This window comes from Streptococcus sp. CF8_St5-11 (genome assembly GCF_024295625.1).
In the GTDB taxonomy this organism is placed as follows: domain Bacteria; phylum Bacillota; class Bacilli; order Lactobacillales; family Streptococcaceae; genus Streptococcus.
On sequence record NZ_JANCOJ010000007.1, the window covers coordinates 14,366 to 33,194 of the forward strand.

Below are 18,829 nucleotides of genomic sequence, written 5' to 3' on the forward strand. Positions count from 1 at the left end.
TCAAGTACTCGGGAGTTTTGAAACTTTGGGTTCAAAACTAAGTCATGGAACTTCGAAGAAGTTCGCTGACGTCCGTCTTCACTTAAGGAAAGTTCCTGATTAATCTGAAGGGCCTAGCCCTTTTCTTTCAGGAGAATACTATGAAATTCAAACTATTATTTAGCTATCGTTTTCTATTGTTTATCTTAAGTGTAATCGGCGTTTATCTGCAACTGACCAAGCATGGTGGCTTTGGCATGATGCTCTATTACACCATTTTATCTAACATGTTGGTCATGTTCTTTATGGGAGACATGGTTTGGCGCATGGTTCGAGGTCGTTCAACGCAGACTCAGGACTACCTTCGTATGAAAGGCGCCGTTACCATGTCCATTATGATCACCTGTGTCATCTACCACTTTATGTTGGCGCCTCTGGCGACTCCTGAGAAGTTTTATCGTTTGGAAAATTTCCTCTGTCATTACATCGTTCCTTTGATGTTCTTCTTTGATACCCTAGTGATTGATAAAGCCAAGCAATACCGAAAGCTCGATCCCTTCTTTTGGACCTCGATTCCCCTGGCTTACATGCTCTTTGCCCTTCTCAATGGATTGGTCTTGAAGTGGCCGATTCCAGGAGCAAAAGATAGTCCCTTTGCCTATTTCTTTATCAATGTCAATAAATACGGCTGGGCCTTTGTGGGCAAATGGGTGGTGATCATCTTTATCGCCTACCTTTTAGCTGGCTATGTGCTCTATGGGATCAAAAATATCAAGCGAAAATCGGCTATTTCTGAGTAAAAGCCGAACTTTATTCGGACGAAAAGTCTTGTTTTTAAATTTTTTTGAAAAATGTTGAGTTTTTTCTTGCATGTCGTTTGAAACTGTGATATAGTTATCTCAATTAAATAAATCCTTTAATCCTGTCCCGTGAGGCAGGCAAGGAGACTGTGAAAAACAATGGCTAGGACCATAGGGCGAGACTCTATCCTCTTAGACCATTCATTTGCTGAACCTCCTTGAAAAAGGAGGTTTTTCTTTTACAACTAAGGAGGACTGAATGAAAACCAAAGAAGTCGTTGATGATTTGACGATGAAACGGGCCATTACCCGTATCACCTACGAAATCATTGAACGAAACAAAGATTTGAGCCAGATTGTGCTGGTGGGGATCAAGACGCGTGGTGTTTACATCGCTCGCCGGATCCAAGAACGCCTCTCTCAGCTGGAACAAATCGATGTCCCTGTAGCAGAACTAGATACCAAGCCTTTCCGAGATGATATGAAGGCGACAGAAGATACAACGGTCTTACCAGTTGATATCGCTCATAGAGAAGTTATCTTGATCGATGATGTTCTCTATACAGGTCGCACGATACGCGCTGCCATTGATAATCTGGTCAGTCACGGTCGTCCTGCTCGAGTGAGTCTTGCGGTTCTAGTAGACCGTGGGCATCGGGAGTTGCCGATTCGTCCAGACTTTGTTGGGAAAAATATCCCGACAAGTAAGTCAGAGGAAATCATTGTCGAGATGGTGGAGCTAGACGGTCAAGACCGCGTCCTCATCAAAGAAGCTTAAACAAATTGTAAACTATTTGCATTCACATTATAAAAGGAGAATCAACATGTCTGAAAATCAAATCGCTCTTAAAAACCTTGTCTCAATGGAAACTCTTACCAATGAAGAAGTAATGGCATTGATCAAACGTGGGATTGAGTTCAAAAACGGAGCTAAAGCAGCCTACGAAGACCAACACATCATCTCAAACCTTTTCTTTGAACCTTCAACTCGTACCCACAAAGCCTTTGAAGTGGCAGAGTTGAAATTGGGATGTGATCTCCTTGACTTTGATGTGAAGACAAGCTCTGTGAACAAAGGGGAAACACTTTACGATACCATCTTGACCATGTCAGCTCTTGGTGTAGATGTCTGTGTCATCCGTCACCCTGAAGTGGACTACTACAAAGAATTGGTTGAAAGCCCAACAATCACAGCCTCTATCGTCAATGGTGGGGACGGTTCAGGTCAACACCCAAGCCAAAGCTTGCTTGATTTGATGACCATCTACCAAGAATTCGGTCACTTTGATGGTTTGAAAGTTTGTATCGCTGGGGACTTGGATCACTCACGTGTGGCAAAATCAAATATGCAAATCTTGAAACGTTTGGGAGCAACCCTCTACTTTGCAGGTCCAGACGAATGGAGAAGTGCGGAATTTGAAGACTATGGAACCTTCGTCACTATCGATGAAGTCATTGAAGAAGTAGATGTGATGATGTTCTTGCGTGTGCAACACGAACGTCATGATTACGAATCACTCTTCTCTAAAGAAAACTACCACCGTCTTCATGGCTTGACACAAGAACGCTATGATCGTATGAAAGAAACAGCCATCTTGATGCACCCAGCTCCAGTAAACCGTGATGTGGAGATTGCTGACCACTTGGTAGAAGCTCCTAAATCACGCATCGTGGAGCAAATGACCAATGGTGTCTTTGTCCGCATGGCCATCATTGAAGCCGTCCTTAAAGGTCGCGGTGCAAAATAAGATAACTGACAATTCATTGAAAGGAAAGAAAGAGGACAGAGTAGAGAGCTACATGGAATCTGACTTTCCTTTTTTTGAGGAACTATGATAAAATTGGATTAGAATAAAAGAAGGGAGGGGTTCGATGAAACGATTATTGGTCCTAGAGGATGGGACTGTATTTGAAGGAGAAGCCTTTGGTGCAGACCTATATGTGACTGGTGAATTGGTCTTTACGACAGCCATGACAGGTTATCAAGAATTGATCACGGATCAGGCTTTTAGTGGCCAGATCCTCTCCTTTACCTTTCCAGTTATTGGCACAACAGGGATCAACCGGGATGATTCTGAGTCGATTACGCCCACTTGTTTAGCAGTAGTCGTTCAGCATTTGGTGGAGATGCCAAGTAATTGGCGGCAGCAGATGACCTTGGATGAATTCTTGAAGCGAAAAAAAATCCCTGGTATTGTAGGGATTGATACGAGACAGGTGGCAAAAATTGTCCGTAAGTATGGACGGATGAAGGCGACTGTCATTAACAAGGGGGATTCGATCGAGCATATCTTGGACCAGTTGCGAGCAACGGTCCTTCCCAAAGACCAAGTGCGTCAAGTCTCGACCAAAACAGCCTATGCTGTACCAGGTTTTGGAAAGAGTATTGCCTTGATTGATCTAGGGGTCAAGCACTCTGTCTTACGCCAACTGAGTCAAAGGGACTGTAACGTCACGGTCTATCCCTATGATATCTCTTATGATGAACTGATGGAACAGCAGCCCGATGGCGTTATTTTATCCAGTGGGCCTGGCGATCCCCATCAGGTAAAAAAACTCTGTCGCTTGATCCAAAAAATCAATGGTCAAATTCCGATCTGGGGCATGGGCTTGGGAGGACAGGTATTGGCTCAAGCTTATGGAGCGGAGCTAGCTCCCATGGAAGTTGGGCATTTCGGTTTAAATATTCCCGTCCGTGAAATTGCGACAGGGAAAATCGAGATAACTAGTCAAAATCACTTGTATAGTATCGCACGCGATAGCCTACCCCATGATTTATTGGTCACGCATGAAAACGTCAATGACCATAGTATCGAAGCCTTTCGTCATCGTTACCAACCGATTTTAGGGGTTCAATTCCAAGTGGATGCGAGTCCAGGGCCAAGGGAAAATCTCTATTTTTACGATGAATTTTTAGAATTGATTGATGCCAAAATTCACGAAAGTAGGAGGGAGAAGGAATGATGAAAGAAAACCAGAAATTGCTTCTCTTATGTGGAGATTCTTATCAGGATATTAGCCTCTTGGCTGCGGTAAATGAAGCACAAAAACTCAATGCCAAGGATGGAAATGCTCTTGTCCTTTATCTGGGCGAAGAAAATGCTATTACCCAAGAAGCTGCAGATCAGGTTGAAGTCTGTAAGCTTAAGCTGGATGCTCTTAGAACGACTCTTCTTTCTTATACTCGATCCCGCTTGCTCCTAGCTTTTGCGGATAAACAGATTTTGAACCTCTTATTTCGATTGGAAGAAACTGGATTTTTCAAAGACGCATCGATTAGGATTATCGGACCGAGCCTCCAACGCTACCGGACCTTTTATCAGCAGGCGGATCAACGACGCCTCTTTCAAGAGTTGGGCTATCAGGTACCTGCTTCCGCACTGGTTGGTTCTGTTCGAGAAGCCATTGAGTTTTCTGAAGGCATTCAATTTCCCATTATGATCTGGCCGGTAGCGAGCAAGCAAGGGCAGGGGCGAAAGATTGCTCATAACCTGGATGACTTGTGCGAAGCAGTGGAAACGGGACTTTCGGTCTCTCCAAGTCAGCAGTGTTTGCTAGAATTTTCGACCTATGGCTTTAAGGAATTGGATTTTGTCGTCATGCGCGATCGCGAAGACAATCACTACCTGGCGGCCTCTATTGAAAGCATTGATCCTGTCGGGATCCACTCTAGTGACTCTTATCAATTTATGCCAGCTGTCACCCTGACTGACCGGGAGTTTCAAAATCTTCGAGAAGCAGCGATCCACATCAGTCGCTATCTGAAGCTGACAGGAGCCATCTCCATTAAGTTTGCCTTGGATCCGACCAGCTATGCTTTTTATATCTTAGAGGTTAATCCATTTGCTTCAGATAGTATCTCGATGGCCTCTATGGGCTTGGGCTATTCTTTGTTTGAGCAAGGCGTGCAGCTGCAATTGGGGCGCTCGCTCGAGCATTTGCCTCACCCCTTATTACAGGATCTAAAGGCTGTCTATGAACCCAGTCTAGACTATATTTTCTTTAAGATTCCGATCTTTTCAGATGCTGCACAGAATGCTCGTCTCAATACCCAAATTCACTCTTATGGGGCAGTTTATGGATTTGGAAAGAGGATCGATGAAGCTTACCAACAGGCCTTAGAAACCATTAAAGATAAAAAACTGCTGACTGTCTTTCCTGAAGAAATGAGCGATGATGAGTTAATCCAAAAAATAGCTCGTCATATGCCCCATCGGCTCTTCTATATCTTAGAGGCTCTGAAACGTGGTTTTGAGTTTGAGGAACTCTTGGATTTAAGTAAATTAGCACCGATTTATTTGCAGGTCCTTGCCAACCTTGTAGCGATGGAAAAAGCAGCAGAAGTTGCAACAAGTCCAGCATTTCTTCCGGTTGAGCCATCAGCTGGCTTATATGAGGTCAAAGAAGGGGCGGCCTATTATCTGACTCAAAATGGGACCAATGAGTCATTCGGTTTGGATGCTGCTTGTGTCTTGGTGGATGATCTAGAAATTCGGGACCCGAGTTTTTACCAAAAGGTACGAAAGAAGGGACAAGAGTTAAAAGAAAAAGGACAACAGGTGATCTTAGTCACCAATTGTCCTTTTACAGAATCTTTGGCAGATAAAGTCTATTATCTTCCTATCAATGAGACAAGCCTTAACCTAATTCAGTCCATTGATCAGGTAAAAGATATTGTCAAGCTTTCTAACATACAATAAAGGATCCGGACAATCTATCCGAATCCTTTTTGTTTCTTATTTTTTGGTCACAATACCGATAATGGTATCAACAGCGCGTTCCATGGTTTGGAGGCTAACGTATTCAAAGCGACCGTGCATATTTTCGCCACCGGCAAAGATGTTTGGTGTCGGAATTCCCATAAAGGAAATTTTAGACCCATCAGTACCACCGCGGATCGGTTCAATGATTGGAGTGATGCCAAGATCTTCCATGACTTCTTTAGCAAGGGTAATCGGCGTCATATCTTTTTCAATCACTTGCTTCATGTTGTAGTACTGATCTTTGAGGGTGAGGAGAATGCGTTCGCTACCGAGCTCCGCATTCATCTGATCCGCAATAGATGTCATGAGGTCTTTGCGTTTCTCAAAGCTTTCGGTTTCAAAGTCCCGAATGATGTAACTGGCACTTGCTTCCTCAACAGTACCTTCAATGTTCATCAAGTGGTAGAAGCCTTCATAGCCTTCGGTTAATTCAGGACGTGCTCCTTCAGGTAGTTTGTTATGGAAATCAATGGCCAATTGAAGGGCATTGATCATTTGACCTTTGGCTGTACCTGGGTGGACATTGCGTCCTTTGAAGGTAATTTCAGCTCCAGCTGCTGAGAAGGTTTCGTATTGAAGCTCCCCAAGAGGACCGCCATCAACCGTATAAGCAAAGTCTACATCAAAATCTTCTGCATCAAATTGATCTGCTCCGACGCCGATTTCTTCATCTGGACCAAAGCCGACACGGATCTCCCCGTGTTTGATTTCAGGATGCGCTGTCAGGTATTCGATAGCCGTCATAATTTCAGCGATACCAGATTTATCATCTGCTCCCAGAAGAGTAGTACCGTCCGTCGTGATCAAGGTTTGTCCCTTGTAGTTGTTCAAATGAGCAAAATCAGCTGGATCCAGTGTGAAACCAGAACCCCCTAGAGCAATGACACCCCCATCGTAATTCTCAACGATTTGTGGATTGACATTTTCAGCATTGAAGTCAGCGGTGTCCATGTGAGAGATAAATCCAATCTTGCGTGTAAAGCTTGGATCATTAGCTGGAAGTGTCCCAATGGCATAGCCGTTTGGCAAATAGTAGACGTTTTGAAGACCCACGCGTTTCATCTCAGGAATCAAGACGTTGGTTGCAAAATCAACTTGTGATTGGGTACTTGGAGTGGTTGTAGAGTTTTCGTCTGAACGTGTGTTGACCTTTACATAGGTAATAAAACGGTCCAACAGATTTGCGTATTTCATAATCATTCTCCTTTTTCAGTTTCAATTAATTTGTGAATAGCATGGGCCACACCATCCTCATCATTAGTCAAGGTGATGAAGTCAGCTATTTCCTTGACAGCAGCATTGCCATTTCCCATAGCGACGCTATAGCCAGCGAAACGTAGCATCTCAAGGTCATTATTGGCATCTCCAAGAGCCATAACCTGGTTTCTGCTGTAGCCTAATGTTTTGCTTAATGCTTGAAGAGCAGATGCCTTGCTCGCACCTTTAGGAAGGATTTCAAACAAGATATCCTGTGACCGTACGGTGTTAAAATCAGCTTCTAATGCAGTCTCGTGCTGAGCTTGAAAGACATCAATAGCAGAAGGATCTCCTACATACATAGCTTGAAAAATAGGAACAAGGTTGGGTAGATCCTCTTCTGAGATAGGTGTCGGTTTACTATTTACTATGCCGGCATCCATCTTGACTAGTTCACTGGCTTCAGGTGCGACCACTAGGTAGTGATCCATGTCGAATAAGGTCAGCTGGACGCCTGAATCTTTCGTTAAAACATGCAACCGGTGCATGTCCTCAAGGCTTAATTCTTCCTTGCCAATGATTTCCCAATTCTGAGTAGACAAGGTTGTACACCCGTTATTGATAATCATATAGTAGTTGCCATCAGGAAGTCCAATCTCTTCAAAAATGGGCCGTACACCCGCTAAGGGGCGCCCCGTACAGATCACAATGTCATAGCCGGCTTCATGGGCTCGGTGAAGAGCTTCAATATTGCCTTTAGAGAGAGTCTTATCCTCATGCAAGAGAGTTCCGTCCAAGTCAATCGCGATTAATTGAATCATTTGATTTCCTCCAAATCAAGAGGAACAAAGCCATCAATCACTTTTCCAATCACTCCAGGTTCCTCATCTAGTGGAATGATCTGATCACTATATTTCTTATTGAGGGAAACCAGTCGAATACCGTTGGCCTCACGAAAGACACGTTTGATCAACGTTTGCCCGTCAAAATCAATGGCATAAATTGCCCCTGCTTGATCATAATAGGTTTGCTTGATTAACACAACGGCCCCTTTTTCGTACTTAGGCTCGAGGGAATCTGTATGAATCCAAAAAGCCAAATCGTAAGGAATCTTTTGATCAAACCAGACGATATCAGCTTGCTTCTGATGTTGGTAAGCTGCAAAAGAATCATAGACAGAATACGAGTGGTATTGCTTTTCAATTTTCTGTCTTTCTTTCTGATGGGTCAAGAGACTCTTTCCATAAGAAAGAAGATTTTCTTGATTTCCTTCATCGAGCTGTTTATACAATCGTTCAATCTCTGAATCAATGACCACAAAATCATTGCGCAATCGAGGGTCAATATCAGCAACTGCTACCTGGAAAAAGGCTGCAATCTTCTCTAAATTATCAGGAACGGGAAGAGAAGTTCCTTTTACATATCCAGTCAGCGTACTTGCAGGGATTCCAGTAATACGAGATAATTCGATCTGTTTTTTTCCTTGTTCTTTCAGTAATTCTCTGATTTTTTCCGATATAATCCGTAATGCCTCTTTGTCTTGAGGGCTTGCCTTTCCACGACCTCTGGCCAACGTACTCACCTCCTTGTATTTACCCTTACTATTATAATGAATTAAATCGAAAAAGTAAATAGAAATCCCTGAGAAATGCGAAAAAAGATGAATTTGATCTAAATCGGATTTTCTTTTTTAATTTTATTTGGTATTCCTTTACTTTTTGAGGAAAAAGGTCTAAGATAAAACCAAAGAGTTCATGGAGGTGGAGGTATGATTCGTACTGTTCAAGTCAAAGATGCAGGTCAAATTAGAGATTTATGTCACCAAGCATTGGGGTATGATTCGACCCTGGAGAAAGTGGCAGCTCAGATTGAAAAATTCAATCTGCCAGATTCGGGTCATTTTTGCTTTGTTTATGAAGAGGACCAAACAGGCCATATTCTTGGTTATGTGGAAGCAGAAGTTTATGAAAGTCTCTATAGTGATGCTGGTCTAAATATTTTGGGGCTAGCGGTTTTTCCATCTGCTCAAGGACGTGGGATCGGTCGCCAATTGATGGAGCGAGTAGAAGATCTTGCTAAAAGCAAGCATTCTGCTTTTATCCGTTTAAATTCTGCCTCTCATCGAAAAGAAGCTCATCTCTTTTACGAACGCATTGGCTATGAGGGAAATAAAACGCAGAAGCGATTTTTGAAAATAATGAATTAAGATAGGCAAAGGCCTATCTTTTTTGTTATAATGAAGAGTACGATTAAATTTACTAGGAAGATGATTATGCCAAATTTTGAAGAATTAAAAAAACGACAAGAGAAGATTCGGAACTTCTCGATCATCGCCCATATTGACCATGGAAAGTCAACCTTGGCCGATCGAATTTTAGAAAAAACCGAAACCGTGTCTAGTCGGGAGATGCAAGCCCAACTCCTAGATAGCATGGACCTAGAGCGGGAACGTGGGATTACCATCAAGCTTAATGCCATCGAATTGAACTACACGGCTAAAGATGGGGAAACCTATATCTTCCACTTGATTGACACACCAGGACACGTGGACTTTACCTATGAGGTTTCGCGGTCGCTTGCTGCCTGTGAAGGTGCCATTCTCGTAGTGGATGCCGCTCAAGGGATTGAAGCCCAGACCCTAGCCAATGTCTACTTAGCGCTGGACAATGATTTGGAAATCCTGCCAGTTATCAATAAGATTGACTTGCCAGCTGCAGATCCAGAACGGGTGCGCACAGAAGTAGAAGATGTCATCGGTCTAGATGCTAGCGAGGCAGTCCTAGCCTCTGCCAAGGCTGGTATCGGGATTGAAGAAATTTTGGAGCAGATCGTTGAGAAAGTTCCAGCACCGACGGGTGATGTTGAAGCTCCTCTTCAAGCCTTGATCTTTGACTCCGTTTATGATGCCTATCGTGGAGTAATCCTTCAGGTCCGAGTGGTTAATGGAATGGTCAAACCAGGCGATAAGATCCAGCTCATGAGCAATGGCAAGACCTTTGATGTCACAGAAGTTGGGATCTTTACTCCTAAAGCAGTTGGACGTGATTTCCTTGCGACTGGAGACGTTGGCTATATTGCGGCCTCTATCAAGACCGTTGCGGATACCCGTGTCGGGGATACGGTGACCCTAGCGACTAATCCGGCAAGTGAGCCCCTACATGGATACAAGCAAATGAATCCAATGGTCTTTGCCGGTCTTTACCCGATTGAATCCAACAAATACAATGATCTTCGTGAAGCTTTGGAAAAATTGCAATTGAATGACGCCAGTCTTCAATTTGAACCCGAAACGTCTCAGGCCCTTGGTTTTGGTTTCCGTTGTGGTTTCTTGGGTCTCCTTCATATGGACGTTATTCAGGAACGCTTGGAGCGCGAGTTCAATATTGACTTGATCATGACAGCGCCGTCTGTAATCTACAAGGTCAATTTGACAGATGGAGAAGCACTGGATGTCTCAAACCCTTCTGAGTTTCCAGATCCAACCAAGATCGCTTCGATCGAAGAACCGTATGTCAAAGCACAAATCATGGTGCCACAAGAGTTTGTCGGTGCTGTGATGGAATTGGCCCAACGCAAACGTGGGGACTTTGTGACCATGGACTACATCGATGAAAATCGGGTGAATGTCATCTATCAAATCCCACTAGCGGAAATTGTCTTTGATTTCTTTGATAAATTGAAATCCTCTACTCGTGGCTATGCAAGCTTTGATTACGAGTTGTCTGAATACCGTCCTTCTAAATTGGTTAAAATGGATATCCTTCTCAATGGCGATACCGTCGATGCCCTCAGCTTTATCGTTCACAAGGACTTTGCCTATGAACGTGGTAAGTTGATTGTTGAGAAACTCAAGAAGATTATCCCTCGTCAACAGTTTGAAGTGCCTATCCAAGCGGCGATCGGTCATAAGATCGTGGCCCGTACAGATATCAAGGCCCTTCGTAAGAACGTCTTGGCCAAGTGTTATGGTGGGGACGTCTCACGGAAACGCAAGCTTCTTGAAAAACAAAAAGCTGGTAAGAAACGGATGAAGGCCATTGGATCCGTAGAAGTACCACAGGAAGCCTTCTTATCTGTTTTGTCAATGGATGAAGAATAACGTTTAAAGTGCCTCAAAAGGGCACTTTTGTTTTAGGTTCGAAAGAAATAGATTGAATTAGAAAGGTTCCATCAGATGTGACACTTATCCTATTTTAAAATACCCACTTTCATGGTAGACTAGAGGAAAGAAAACGTTCTCAAGGAGGTTGAGCATGAAATGTAAATTATTGGTCGCATCACTATCGATTCTTTCTGCCTGCACATTAATGGCTTGTAGTCACACCACTCAAAAGGACACAGCAGCTTCTTCTACAAAAGAAAGTAGCAGCAAAGTCGAAAAGCATACAAGCAGCTCTTCGTCAAAGGATACTTCTTCTACAAAGAAAAACACTTCCAGTCAAGAAACCAAGCGAATTGGTAATGCAGATTATGGATACATCGATATTCCAAGTAAATGGTTCAAGTTCACGGATATCGATGGGACAGAAGCTGTCCAATATACAGATGGCAGTGGCTATAATATTGTCACCTTGAACAGCTTTACGCGGGAAAAGGCCAAAGTTCCTGCGGATATCGAGTTTAATGCTGAATTTCTAGCCAAGAAACTGGCCGTAATGTGGCAAGATAATCAGGATGTTGGGAAGATGACGGGAGCGCGGACTAAAGTCGCAGGTCTGGACGCCTACCAGCTTCAAATTGTCATGAAATCTGGTCAATACCTGATTACCTGGATCTTCCAGAAGGGTGAAAAAGTTTATACCATTTCTTTTGAAGGGGATGCAGAAACCTTGAAAACCTTTATCCCATACATTGAAAACACTTGGAGCCTAGATGGAACAGGTGCCGTGACCGATTAATCAAGAGGAAGGTTGGCTTAAACTATCCAGTCTTCGATATTTGATAAGAATAACAGTATGACGCAGTGGTTGATTGGTATCTTTGTTCGCTTTTTAAGCTCCAAAGATAGCCTAATCAACTGTGTGGGGGTGGGAAAACGAACTCTCCTTATTAGTCGAAGTTCTGTCCCACTCCCTTTTTCACGGTCTTTGTGGTATAATGCTTCTATTGTTTAGAAGAGGAAATAGAGGATGACACAGGAAATTGATATTGAAAAATACCATCAGTTAGCTCTCCAAAAGCAAAAGGAGCACCGCAAGGTATTGGCGAATCTCAAGAAGAAGCCACCTAAGAATTTAGATAAAATAGCGCAAGAAATCCACGATGAAGTTTTCCAAGAAATCGATTGTACGGCTTGTGCTAATTGCTGCAAGACCTTAGGGCCCGATTTTAAGGAAGCCGATATCACGCGGATCGCCAAATATTTCAAGATGAAACTTCCTGCTTTTGAGGCAGAATTTCTTCAAGTTGACGAAGATGGGGACAAGGTTTTTAAATCTATGCCTTGCCCCTTTCTTGGTGGGGACAATCTCTGTTCCATTTATGATGTTCGTCCAAAAGCTTGTCGGGAATTCCCTCACACCGATCGCAAGAAGATTTATCAGATCAACCATCTAACCATCAAGAATACCCTCACTTGCCCAGCGGCTTATTTATTTGTAGAAAAATTGAAGGATCGTTTGTAATGGCATATAGATTTTTACTTTTTGATTTGGACCATACCTTGTTGGACTTTGAATCTGCTGAAGAAACAGCCTTGACGCAGATGTTAGAAGACATGAATTTTCAAGATGTACAGGCCTTTAAGGATTACTACAAACCCATGAACCAAGGGCTCTGGAAGGATTTGGAACAAAAGAAATTAACCAAGCAAGAGCTCGTGGATAGTCGGTTTGCGATTGGGTTTGCCCACTTTGGGATCACGGTTGATGGGGCTGAGATGGCTCTTCGCTACCAAGATTACATCAGTCTTCAGGGGCAGTCTTTCCACGGTGCGGAGGACTTACTGGCTCGACTTGAAAAAGCAGGTTACCAGCTCTATGGTGCAACGAACGGAGTGACTGCCATTCAAGAAGGACGCTTAGCTCATTCTACAATTGCTTCTTATTTCAAAGAGGTCTTTATCTCTGAACAGCTTCATACTCAGAAACCAGAACCTGCTTTTTTTGACAAAGTTGGCCAACTGATTCCAGGGTTCAGCAAGGAAGAGACCCTTATGATCGGAGATTCTTTGACAGCAGATATCGCAGGAGGAAATGCTGCGGGGATTGATACCGTATGGTATAATCCTGATCACAAGGCAAATACCAGCCAAGTAGTGCCGACTTATACCGTTAGCAACTATCAAGAAATCGCCGATTTACTGATAAAATAAAAATTTTTAAATACTGTCAAGTTTTTTTCTTGACAGGTCTATAAAATGTGTTATAATAGATCATGTGCTAAATAGCTTGTCTATTTCACCGAAAATTAAAATATAGAAAAGAGACTTATAAAAATGGCAGTTAAAATTCGTTTGACTCGTATGGGTTCTAAGAAAAAACCTTACTACCGTATCAACGTAGCAGATTCACGTTCACCACGTGATGGTCGTTTCATCGAAACAGTTGGAACTTACAATCCACTTGTTGAAGAAAACCAAGTAACTTTGAAAGAAGACCGCGTTCTTGCATGGTTGGCTGATGGAGCTCAACCTTCAGATACAGTTCGTAACATCCTTTCAAAAGAAGGTGTTTTGAAGAAATTCCACGATTCTAAATTCTCAAAATAATCATAAAGTAGGTTGATGTATGGATACGATTGAAAATCTTATTATTGCAATTGTGAAACCCTTGATTTCACAACCGGATGCCTTAACCATCAAGATCGAAGATACTCCGGAATTCTTGGAGTACCACCTTGACCTTGATCCTAGCGATGTTGGTCGTGTAATCGGTCGAAAAGGTCGCACCATTTCTGCGATAAGAACGATTGTCTACTCTGTCCCAACTGAAGATAAAAAAGTAAGAATCGTTATTGACGAAAAATAAAAAGGCGGGACAAGGTCTCGCTTTTTTTTGCAAGGAGAAGGAATGAGAGATTTAACAGTCAGACAACTAGAGGAATACTTACTTGATCATTATCAACAATCTAGAACAGAAGAAGGACTTTTTATCAAACTAGTAGAAGAAGTTGGAGAAGTCGCTGAGGTTTTAAATGGACGTTCAGGTAGAAAAGAGGGGGTCCAAGATTCAAACGAGGAATTGGCAAAGGAGTTGGCAGATATCATTCACTACACAGTGGCAATTGCAGCTATTAACCATATCGACCTAACGAAGACCATTTTTGAAAAAGACAAGAAGGCAGCCATCAAGTATCAGCATGAACAAGATTTGGAGCAGTTTCTAGCAGAAAAGAGCATTTGAGAAAATCCCTTGAACGTGATAAAATAAAACCTAAGAATGTTAAGTGAATGGTTGTTCAGAAGGAGTTATTTTGATATGAACCGATTTGAAGTATCTACAAAGATTGGTTGTCTATCTGTTACTTATAAAAAGGGAAATAAAATACTAGTTTGTTTAAATGGTGCTGGTTTGATACCAAGTTATGAAAATTTCCTACCAATACTTGAAAAACTTCCTTCCTCAATAGGTTACTTAACGATTGATTTTCCGAATACAGGTAGGAGTCCGATTCATAGTCAAACAGGACTTAATTTGGATAATCTTGTTGAAGCGGTATACGAAATCCTGAAGGGATTGGAAATTTCCAATTATATACTTTGTGTTCATAGTTTAAGTGGTGTTTTGGCTTTAAAGTTAATGAGTAAACCAATTAAGTGTCAAGCTTTGATAGCAATTGAACCGACAACAAAAAATATAATGTTTGCTGATTTTAAAAAAATCCTTATCCAGAAATGGAAGAGCAAATGAGGATGATCGAAGAATGTGGTCCGGAAAATTATTTTAAGGGGCTAACTCAAGCAACATTTGAACCTGAAACTGAAAGACTGATTTGGGAATTGATGGAAGAAAAGGGCTTAGAATTGGAAAAGCAAGTTCCTGGATTTCAGATATCTGTAAATATTACCGCTGAAGATTTTGATAGTTTGTCCTTACCAGATAATATTCCTGTTTTCGTATTTTGTCAGGCGTATAGAGAAAAAGAGTACAGAGATTCAGAATATTGGAATTCTAATACAAAACTCATTCTAGGTGGAAACCACCACTATCTACACTGGTCAGAATCGGAAAAAATTGTAACTCTTATTAGAGAACTGTAAAGATAAATTAATTAAAAGAGGAATGTAGTGAAATCATGAATTACTTTAATGTTGGGAAAATTGTCAATACCCAAGGCTTACAAGGAGAGATGCGGGTCTTGTCTGTGACAGACTTTGCGGAAGAGCGTTTTAAAAAAGGAGCAGAGTTAGCTCTCTTTGATGAAAAGGATCGTTTTGTCCAAACGGTGACCATTGCCAGTCACCGCAAGCACAAGAACTTCGACATCATCAAGTTTAAGGATATGTACCATATCAATGCCATCGAGAAATTCAAAGGCTTTAGCCTCAAGGTTGCTGAAGAAGACTTGACGGATTTGGAGGATGGCGAGTTTTATTACCATGAGATCATCGGCCTTGATGTTTACGAAAATGACCAACTGATCGGTCAGATCAAGGAGATCCTGCAACCAGGTGCCAATGATGTCTGGGTGGTCAAACGCAAAGGCAAACGAGACCTTCTCTTGCCTTATATCCCACCAGTGGTGCTCAATATCGATATCCCAGGAAATCGGGTGGATGTAGACATCTTAGAAGGGTTAGATGATGAAGATTGATATTTTAACCCTCTTTCCAGAGATGTTTTCGCCTTTGGAGCACTCGATTGTCGGAAAGGCACGTGAAAAGGGACTTCTCGAGATCAACTACCATAATTTCCGTGAAAATGCGGAAAAGGCGCGCCATGTGGATGATGAACCCTATGGGGGCGGGCAAGGCATGCTTCTACGAGCTCAACCGATTTTTGATGCCTTTGATGCCATTGAGAAAAAGAATCCGCGCGTGATCCTGCTGGATCCTGCCGGTCGGACCTTTGACCAATCTTACGCAGAAGAGTTGGCTCAGGAAGAAGAATTGATTTTTATCTGTGGTCACTATGAGGGCTACGACGAGCGGATCAAGACCTTGGTGACAGATGAGATTTCTCTTGGCGATTATGTCCTGACGGGTGGCGAGCTAGCGGCCATGACCATGATTGATGCGACGGTGCGCTTGATTCCGGAGGTGATTGGAAAAGAGTCCAGTCACCAGGATGACAGTTTCTCCTCAGGTCTACTAGAATATCCTCAATACACACGGCCTTATGAATACAGAGGGATGACGGTTCCAGATGTTCTCATGAGTGGCCATCATGAAAATATCCGTCAGTGGCGTCTCTATCAGAGTTTGAAAAAGACCTTAGAACGTCGTCCAGACTTGCTAGAAAACTATGAGTTGACAGCAGAAGAAGAGAAAATGTTGGAACAAATTAAACAAGAAGACTAACAGCGTTAGCTGTTTTTCTTTTGCCTCAAAAATTTATGAAAAAAACTTTTTAAACCTACTAGTTATTGGTAACAAAATGTGGTATGCTAAGGGGTAGAGAAACTTCAAGAAAATGATTCAGTTTTGGGGGTGAGTTTAATGGGAAAGAAATTAGGAAAATCGGTTTTCACGACGGGGGTGGCTGCGACAACGGTCCTATCTGGGATGTTTCATCACAAAGCAAATGCCGAAGAGGTGAAGCAAAATGAAAATCCAGAAACCAACAGCACGGAAGTAGTCGAAAAACCAATTACAGTTGATGAGTTGAAGCAAATCACAGCTCAAAAAGGGCAAGTGGTGAAAGATGTCCGCTACCAAGAGCAAAAAGTGATCGATGCTCAAACGGAAGTCAAGGCTGCTGGACAAGAACTGGAAGAAAAGAAAGCAGATGTGACGGATGCTGAAAACCTGATCGCAACGACTTCAAATGCACAAGTTCAGAATGCAGAAAATGACGTCAAGGTGGCTCAAGCCTATGTGACCATCGAAGAAAATAAGGTTCGAGAGGCGGAAGCTGCACATGATCAAGTTGTAGAGGCTGTTCGTCAACAGGAAAATCAGGTCACAGCTCAGGAATCTTTGGTCGATGTAGCACAAAATGAATTGAACCAAGCCAAAGCACCGATTTCAAATGATGAGAATGTGCTAAACCAGGCCTTATTGGAGCAAAGCCAAGTCGAGCAAAGTATTCGAGAATCTCAGAGTTATCTCGCGACCTTGCAAGCGAGTCAGCAGAATGGGTCTGACACAGTCGCTCAAATTGAGAGTGATATTCAACTCGCCCAAACGCGACTCACAGACTTGAAAGCGGTCATCGCAACCAAGGAAGCAGAATTGGCAGCCTTAGAACAAGCAGCGGCCAATAGCCCGGTTCAGTTAAGACAAGCGACTTATGAAGGTTATTTGCAACACTTGGCTGACAATGGCAATGAAGCTGCAGCAAGTGCTTTAGCCCTCTACAAGCGTGGTCGTGAAGAAGACGGCTTAACAGTTGGAGAGTCTGGATCCTTGCAGGCTAATCTTCGAGCCCTTGAAATCGCAGATGCCATTAATAGCTATCGTCGCAATGCAGGCTTGCTTGAATTGGAGCTGGATCCTTATTCCCTTCCTGCCAGTCAAGTTCAGTTAGAATACTTCAAAAAGGCTAACTGGCATATGTTTAAGTATTTGCCAAATGAAAATATTGCTTATGGTTTCTCACCTGCTGGTGCAGTAGACTTTTGGTACAATGAAAAAGCGGCTTACCAAGAAGTAGCAGCTCAATACGGTCTACCGACAGACGAAACACAAATCGATGCCAATGACATCTATATGAAGATTGGGGCTGAGGCATTTGCCAAGGTTGGTCATTACCTCCAAATGGTGGACAACAAAGCAACGGCTTTATCAGTGGCTTATGACCCAAGTAATGCCATGTCAGAAGCAGCTTTCTTACACAGTCCAGTTACCTCAGCAGTGTCAACCAATGCACTTGCTTACCAATTGCGTCAGGGAGCTGGTGCTACAACGACAAGATCAGATGTGAAAGCAAAATCTGATGAAGTCGCTAACCTCAAGCTGGACAAGGCCAATCAAGAGTCCCAAATCATTATCTTGCAAGGCAAATTAGAAGATGCCCGCCATGCCAATTCAAATGCAGAAGTAGAGATGGCTAATGTGCAAAAGACCATCCAAAATTACAAGATTCTTCTCGTTAGCAAGGATCATGCAGTTGAAAAAGCAAAAGCGACTCTTGATGTATCTCGAGGTCGGATTGAAGCAGCGATCCAACCAAAAGAAGCAGCTCTTCAAAAAGCCAAAGATTTGTTAGCAGCTGCGCGTGAGAAATTAGATCGTTTAAAAGCGGAAGAAGAAGAGAAAGCCCAAGTCGTTCAAGAAGCGCATGAGGGCTTGAAGGCAGCGCAAGAGCGCCTGGTTGCTGCAGAAAAACGTCTTTCTGACTTTAAAAATGCTCCAGAATTATTGGTCAAAGCCCAATCAGTTTTATCAGCTGCGGTGGCTAATTTAGAAAATAAAAAAGAAAAATTAGAAGCCGAATTCACAACTCTTCAATCTTATCAAAGTGTCGTGGAACTGTTGAATTCTCAATATGAAGATCTTGCGTCACGAATGGATCCAGCTATTTTAGAAGCAGCAGATATGCCAATGGATATCCGTTCAAGCAATCCAACCACTTTTTCGGATAGACCAACAGTTCTTCCAACAAGTACCAATAGTCCGCAAGTGCAAGCACCAAAAGCTACTCCAGCTCCAAAACAAGAAGCCAAAGTAGAAGAAATCAAACCCAAAAAAGACAACAGCCAAGCTGTGGCAAGTGCAGATTCTTCCAAATATGTAGCAGCAACAACAGGTGTAGTCGTTGGGCTACTTGCCGGATTGTTTGGTTTCAAGAAAAAGAAACAATCTTCAAATAATGATTAAGACATACTGAGAATAGAGTGGATGCATAGACACTTTATTGCTTAAAATCTTTAAAGGAAATTTATGAGGGTGGGACAAGAACTCTTTTAACAAAATGAGTTCTTTCCTGCTTTTTTTATACACTTTTGAAATTTTTGAAAGAAAGTGACAGAAAATGATAAAAAATTGTT

Annotated in this window: 19 protein-coding genes and 1 pseudogene; 17 read left to right on the forward strand and 3 right to left on the reverse strand. The window is 42.5% G+C overall.

What is annotated here, in order from left to right:
- Positions 1 to 140 precede the first annotated feature (140 nt).
- The 5 genes from NMM13_RS09715 to NMM13_RS09735 all read left to right on the forward strand — a co-directional run bounded on the left by NMM13_RS09715 (position 141) and on the right by NMM13_RS09735 (position 5,479).
- Positions 141 to 779 carry a Pr6Pr family membrane protein gene (locus NMM13_RS09715; protein WP_049493071.1) on the forward strand — a complete coding sequence of 213 codons (639 nt, stop codon included), beginning with the start codon at positions 141 to 143 and terminating at the stop codon, positions 777 to 779.
- Positions 780 to 1,038: 259 nt separating this feature from the next.
- The gene (gene pyrR / locus NMM13_RS09720; RefSeq protein WP_003001719.1) at positions 1,039 to 1,557 is read left to right on the forward strand and encodes a bifunctional pyr operon transcriptional regulator/uracil phosphoribosyltransferase PyrR; all 519 of its coding nucleotides are present in this window, start codon (positions 1,039 to 1,041) and stop codon (positions 1,555 to 1,557) included.
- 46 nt (positions 1,558 to 1,603) lie between these two features.
- Positions 1,604 to 2,527: an aspartate carbamoyltransferase catalytic subunit gene (locus NMM13_RS09725; RefSeq protein WP_049493068.1), complete on the forward strand. Its 924-nt coding sequence runs from the start codon at positions 1,604 to 1,606 to the stop codon at positions 2,525 to 2,527.
- A gap of 124 nt (positions 2,528 to 2,651) precedes the next feature.
- Positions 2,652 to 3,743 carry a carbamoyl phosphate synthase small subunit gene (locus tag NMM13_RS09730; RefSeq protein ID WP_195529186.1) on the forward strand — a complete coding sequence of 364 codons (1,092 nt, stop codon included), beginning with the start codon at positions 2,652 to 2,654 and terminating at the stop codon, positions 3,741 to 3,743.
- Complete coding sequence (locus tag NMM13_RS09735; RefSeq protein ID WP_254728242.1) at positions 3,740 to 5,479, forward strand: carbamoyl-phosphate synthase large subunit; 1,740 nt, start codon at positions 3,740 to 3,742, stop codon at positions 5,477 to 5,479. The genes NMM13_RS09730 and NMM13_RS09735 overlap by 4 nt, the downstream gene beginning before the upstream one ends.
- A 36-nt stretch (positions 5,480 to 5,515) precedes the next feature.
- On the opposite strand, the gene pepT is transcribed toward NMM13_RS09735, so the two are convergent.
- From pepT to NMM13_RS09750, 3 genes are read right to left on the reverse strand one after another with little or no spacing between them, the layout of a single operon-like run.
- Positions 5,516 to 6,736 (reverse strand): peptidase T, encoded by a 1,221-nt coding sequence (gene pepT, locus NMM13_RS09740; RefSeq protein ID WP_223324664.1) that lies wholly within the window; start codon positions 6,734 to 6,736, stop codon positions 5,516 to 5,518.
- Positions 6,737 to 6,738: 2 nt separating this feature from the next.
- The gene (locus tag NMM13_RS09745; RefSeq protein ID WP_254728240.1) at positions 6,739 to 7,560 is read right to left on the reverse strand and encodes a Cof-type HAD-IIB family hydrolase; all 822 of its coding nucleotides are present in this window, start codon (positions 7,558 to 7,560) and stop codon (positions 6,739 to 6,741) included.
- A complete protein-coding gene (locus tag NMM13_RS09750; RefSeq protein WP_254728238.1) occupies positions 7,557 to 8,312 on the reverse strand; it encodes an XRE family transcriptional regulator in 756 nt (251 codons plus the stop codon). The genes NMM13_RS09745 and NMM13_RS09750 overlap by 4 nt, the downstream gene beginning before the upstream one ends.
- Positions 8,313 to 8,507: 195 nt before the next feature.
- Here NMM13_RS09750 and NMM13_RS09755 point away from each other — a divergent pair, with 195 nt between their 5' ends.
- The 12 genes and pseudogenes from NMM13_RS09755 to NMM13_RS09810 all read left to right on the forward strand — a co-directional run bounded on the left by NMM13_RS09755 (position 8,508) and on the right by NMM13_RS09810 (position 18,659).
- Positions 8,508 to 8,945, forward strand: a complete 438-nt coding sequence (locus NMM13_RS09755; RefSeq protein ID WP_254728235.1) for a GNAT family N-acetyltransferase — start codon at positions 8,508 to 8,510, stop codon at positions 8,943 to 8,945.
- A 66-nt stretch (positions 8,946 to 9,011) separates the two neighbouring features.
- Positions 9,012 to 10,838, forward strand: a complete 1,827-nt coding sequence (gene lepA, locus NMM13_RS09760) for a translation elongation factor 4 (RefSeq protein ID WP_009731117.1) — start codon at positions 9,012 to 9,014, stop codon at positions 10,836 to 10,838.
- 154 nt (positions 10,839 to 10,992) lie between these two features.
- On the forward strand, positions 10,993 to 11,637 hold the full coding sequence (locus NMM13_RS09765; RefSeq protein WP_254728234.1) for a hypothetical protein: 645 nt from the start codon (positions 10,993 to 10,995) through the stop codon (positions 11,635 to 11,637).
- Between the two features lie 231 nt (positions 11,638 to 11,868).
- Positions 11,869 to 12,363, forward strand: coding sequence for a YkgJ family cysteine cluster protein (locus tag NMM13_RS09770; RefSeq protein WP_003001664.1), 495 nt, complete (start codon positions 11,869 to 11,871; stop codon positions 12,361 to 12,363).
- Positions 12,363 to 13,052, forward strand: a complete 690-nt coding sequence (locus NMM13_RS09775) for a YjjG family noncanonical pyrimidine nucleotidase (protein ID WP_155124859.1) — start codon at positions 12,363 to 12,365, stop codon at positions 13,050 to 13,052. Before NMM13_RS09770 ends, NMM13_RS09775 begins: the two co-directional genes overlap by 1 nt.
- 123 nt (positions 13,053 to 13,175) lie before the next feature.
- A complete protein-coding gene (rpsP, locus tag NMM13_RS09780) occupies positions 13,176 to 13,448 on the forward strand; it encodes a 30S ribosomal protein S16 (RefSeq protein ID WP_006596292.1) in 273 nt (90 codons plus the stop codon).
- 19 nt (positions 13,449 to 13,467) lie between these two features.
- Positions 13,468 to 13,707 carry an RNA-binding protein KphA gene (gene kphA / locus NMM13_RS09785; RefSeq protein ID WP_003001620.1) on the forward strand — a complete coding sequence of 80 codons (240 nt, stop codon included), beginning with the start codon at positions 13,468 to 13,470 and terminating at the stop codon, positions 13,705 to 13,707.
- Between the two features lie 42 nt (positions 13,708 to 13,749).
- A complete protein-coding gene (locus NMM13_RS09790) occupies positions 13,750 to 14,082 on the forward strand; it encodes a MazG nucleotide pyrophosphohydrolase domain-containing protein (RefSeq protein ID WP_003001737.1) in 333 nt (110 codons plus the stop codon).
- 75 nt (positions 14,083 to 14,157) lie between these two features.
- A pseudogene (locus tag NMM13_RS09795) lies at positions 14,158 to 14,939 on the forward strand (alpha/beta fold hydrolase).
- 35 nt (positions 14,940 to 14,974) lie between these two features.
- Positions 14,975 to 15,493 carry a ribosome maturation factor RimM gene (gene rimM, locus NMM13_RS09800; RefSeq protein WP_014713408.1) on the forward strand — a complete coding sequence of 173 codons (519 nt, stop codon included), beginning with the start codon at positions 14,975 to 14,977 and terminating at the stop codon, positions 15,491 to 15,493.
- A complete protein-coding gene (trmD, locus tag NMM13_RS09805; protein ID WP_049472535.1) occupies positions 15,483 to 16,199 on the forward strand; it encodes a tRNA (guanosine(37)-N1)-methyltransferase TrmD in 717 nt (238 codons plus the stop codon). The genes rimM and trmD overlap by 11 nt, the downstream gene beginning before the upstream one ends.
- A 138-nt stretch (positions 16,200 to 16,337) precedes the next feature.
- The gene (locus tag NMM13_RS09810; protein ID WP_254728232.1) at positions 16,338 to 18,659 is read left to right on the forward strand and encodes a CAP domain-containing protein; all 2,322 of its coding nucleotides are present in this window, start codon (positions 16,338 to 16,340) and stop codon (positions 18,657 to 18,659) included.
- Positions 18,660 to 18,829: the final 170 nt, after the last annotated feature.